This is a genomic window from Thiolapillus sp. (assembly GCF_048562965.1).
GTDB classification, from domain to species: Bacteria; Pseudomonadota; Gammaproteobacteria; order Chromatiales; family Chromatiaceae; genus Thiolapillus; species Thiolapillus brandeum_A.
This window is the reverse complement of the sequence record NZ_JBHNMF010000521.1, coordinates 1-2,256: the sequence shown is the minus strand read 5'-3', so window position 1 is coordinate 2,256 and position 2,256 is coordinate 1. Positions and strand designations below refer to the sequence as shown.

General features: G+C 53.4%; 2 protein-coding genes and 1 pseudogene. All 3 read left to right on the top strand.

What is annotated here, in order from left to right; genetic code table 11:
* Positions 1-197 precede the first annotated feature (197 nt).
* A pseudogene (locus ACOCD2_RS17190) lies at positions 198-311 on the top strand (transcriptional regulator); the annotation flags it as partial.
* Between the two features lie 9 nt (positions 312-320).
* Entirely contained in the window at positions 321-917 is a 597-nt protein-coding gene (brxF, locus tag ACOCD2_RS17185) for a BREX-3 system P-loop-containing protein BrxF (protein ID WP_419609144.1), read from the top strand.
* Positions 914-2,256, top strand: a 1,343-nt coding sequence (locus tag ACOCD2_RS17180) for a DUF6079 family protein (RefSeq protein ID WP_419609143.1), incomplete at its 3' end; no start/stop codon positions are given. The genes brxF and ACOCD2_RS17180, both read left to right, overlap by 4 nt.

The following is a 2,256-nucleotide window of genomic DNA, read 5'->3' as shown; positions in this document are numbered from 1 at the left end:
CATCAGGGCGATGATGGGCTGACACAGTCCGGAGGTCGCCTTCGATCCAAAATAACTGCCCATGGCTGTTGATCCATTCGATGTGTTGGGTCAATAGCATAGACTCGGCGTGCTATGATGTAAAGCCTCTACAGACATGAAAAAGCGATTTAGATCCATCGAGGCAGGCTTGTACTCATCTTAGGGGTGAGTAGTTACAGCAGGACATGCCCGCCCATCGTGTTGGCCGATTATGGAAATTCAAGAAAGACGAGGTTGATGTGTGGGTGAAAGCAGGTGGCGCATCCGACAAGCCGGACACAGAGCAATAAGGAACAACCATGGCCGAACCGATTCAGGACAAGATAAAACGATCCCTTCAGGCAGCCGAAGGCTTATATTACCGCCTGGTGTTGCTGGTGGGTGAGACCGGTTCCTGCAAGACGAGTGTCCTTCGAGACGTGGCGAAGAGCTTTGGCACCGAAGTCATCAATGTGAATCTGGCGCTTTCGGCTGAATTACTTGAGCTGACCGCCAAGCAACGGGCACTGTGTCTGCCAGGAATACTGGATCAGGTTATAGACAACGTGCCGTCACCGGTGGTGCTCGACAACCTTGAAATCCTGTTTGAGAAGGACCTGAAGCAAGACCCTTTACGTCTGCTGCAAGGTATTTCGAGGAATCGTTCGGTTGTGGCATCTTGGAATGGGAAGGCTACCGAGGGCAAGCTCAACTATGCAGAGGCAGGTCACCCCGAGTACCGGAGTTATGACCTGGTCGATTTAACTGTAGTGGGCATGGATGAGACAGCAACAGTCGATTCGGCACAAATCGGCAGGATAGCCGATTTGGACGGGCCACGAAGTGGACCGCCCGCAAAGCGACAGTCCAAGGACGACCTGTCATCAAAAAACAATAGAGAGGCAGGAAAGGCATGAAATACGGAGACCTAATCCAGTTCGACCCGATTGAGTCGGTCGTTCAATTACGTGACGCAGACAAATCCAGCGCCGCACAACACTTGGTTAACACATACGTCATTTCTGATGAGATGGCGGAACGCCTCATCCAGCTTGTCATCCCGCAGATGCAGTTTGAACAGCCGGTCGACAACAAGGGCCTGTTGGTCGTCGGTAACTACGGTACCGGTAAATCGCACTTGATGTCGGTAGTTTCCAGCCTAGCAGCAGATGCCTCCCTGCTGGAAGGAGTGAATCATTCCGGTGTTCGGGATGCAGCAGAGCAGATTGCCGGCCGCTTTAAGGTCATCCGTACCGAAATCGGTGCAACCACCATGTCCCTGCGCGACATTCTGGTTGCCGAGCTGGAAGAGAGCCTCGATAAACTCGGCGTGGACTACGTCTTCCCTGATGCGGGCACCATCACCAGCCACAAGCGGGCCTTCGAGGATATGATGGAAAAGTTCGACCAGGCCTACCCTAAGCACGGTCTGCTCCTGGTGGTCGATGAGTTACTGGATTATCTGCGTACTCGCAAGGACCAGGAGCTTATCCTGGATCTCAACTTCCTCCGCGAGATAGGCGAAGTCTGCAAAGACTTGCGTTTCCGCTTCATGGCTGGCGTGCAGGAAGCCATTTTCGATAGTCCTCGCTTCGCCTTCGTTGCCGATAGCATCCGCCGGGTTAAGGATCGCTTCGAGCAAATCTCGATCGCACGCAGCGACGTCAAGTACGTGGTGGCCGAGCGTCTTCTCAAAAAGACCGCCGAACAGCAAGCCAAGATCCGTGACTATCTGATGCCATTCGCCAAGTTCTACAGCAATATGAATGAGCGGATGGACGAGTTTGTCCGACTCTTTCCTGTGCATCCCGATTACATCGATACTTTTGAGCGAGTGACTGTGGTCGAAAAGCGCGAGGTACTCAAAACTCTCTCCTTAGGTATGAAGGGCATCCTCGACAAAGACGTGCCTCAGGACGCGCCAGGGCTGATCGCCTTCGACAGCTACTGGAACACACTCAAACAGAATGCATCCTTCCGCGCTATTCCCGATATCCGGGCCGTTATCGACTGTAGTCAGGTGTTGGAGTCCCGCATCGAAAATGCTTTTCCCCGCAAACAATACAAGCCGATGGCCCTGCGCCTGATCCGAGCGCTGTCGCTCCATCGTCTAACTACCGGTGACATTTACGCGCCCATGGGGGCGTCCGCGGAGGAGCTGCGTGATCGCCTTTGCCTCTTTGATCCATTGATTGCCGAACTGGGAAGTGACGAGCCAGATAAAGATCTACAAACCCATGTGGAAACAGTTCTGCG

Coding starts and splice junctions, on each gene's coding strand:
- brxF (WP_419609144.1), top strand. CDS start 321: ATGGCCGAACCGATTCAGGACAAGATAAAACGATCCCTTCAGGCAGCC.